This is a genomic window from Paenibacillus roseus, from assembly GCF_016424485.1.
GTDB classification, from domain to species: Bacteria; Bacillota; Bacilli; order Paenibacillales; family Paenibacillaceae; genus Paenibacillus_D; species Paenibacillus_D roseus.
In genome coordinates this window covers 1-601 of sequence record NZ_JAELUP010000084.1, presented here as the reverse complement: position 1 = coordinate 601, position 601 = coordinate 1, and the positions used below count along the sequence as shown (strand labels likewise).

Annotated in this window: 1 rRNA gene; it reads right to left on the bottom strand. The window is 79.9% G+C overall.

What is annotated here, in order from left to right:
* Positions 1-477: 477 nt before the first annotated feature.
* Positions 478-596: ribosomal RNA gene (rrf, locus tag JFN88_RS15450) — 5S ribosomal RNA — on the bottom strand.
* Between the last annotated feature and the right edge of the window lie 5 nt (positions 597-601).

The following is a 601-nucleotide window of genomic DNA, read 5'->3' as shown; positions in this document are numbered from 1 at the left end:
GGGCCGGGCCGGAGCTCGGCGGCGGGCCCGCGACCGGCGAGCCGGGCGACGCTCCTGGGTAGGTTGCGTTCCGGGCCAGCGGCGGCCCCGGGGGACTCGCGGCGCGGGCCGGGCCGGAGCTCGGCGGCGAGCCGCGGCCTCGGGCGGGCCTCGGGGCGCGGGGGGGCTCGCTCGCTCGCTCGGGCCCCGGCCCAGGCCCCGGCTCTGGCCCGGGGGCGGGCTCCGGCCCCGGCCCAGGCTCCGGCTCTGGCCCCGGGGGGCGGGCTCAGGCCCCGGCCCAGGCTCCGGCCCGGGGCCCGGGGGGCGGGCTCAGGCCCCGGCCCAGGCTCCGCCTCCTGGCTCCGCCTCCTGGCTCCGCCTCCTGGCTCCGCCTCCTGGCTCCGGCCCGGGGCCCGGGGCCCGGGGCCCGGGCCTCGCCCCCGCGCCGGTGGCCCCGCCCCGTGCTCCTGGGTAGGTATTGTCGCCGGGGGCAAAAAAACGACTCGTCACGGGGACTTCCCGCGTGGTCACCCACCGCAGTACTATTCCCGCCGAGCGCAGCTTAACTTCCGAGGTCTAATGGGATCGGGTGCACTCTACGCCGTATGAACGAGTCATGACC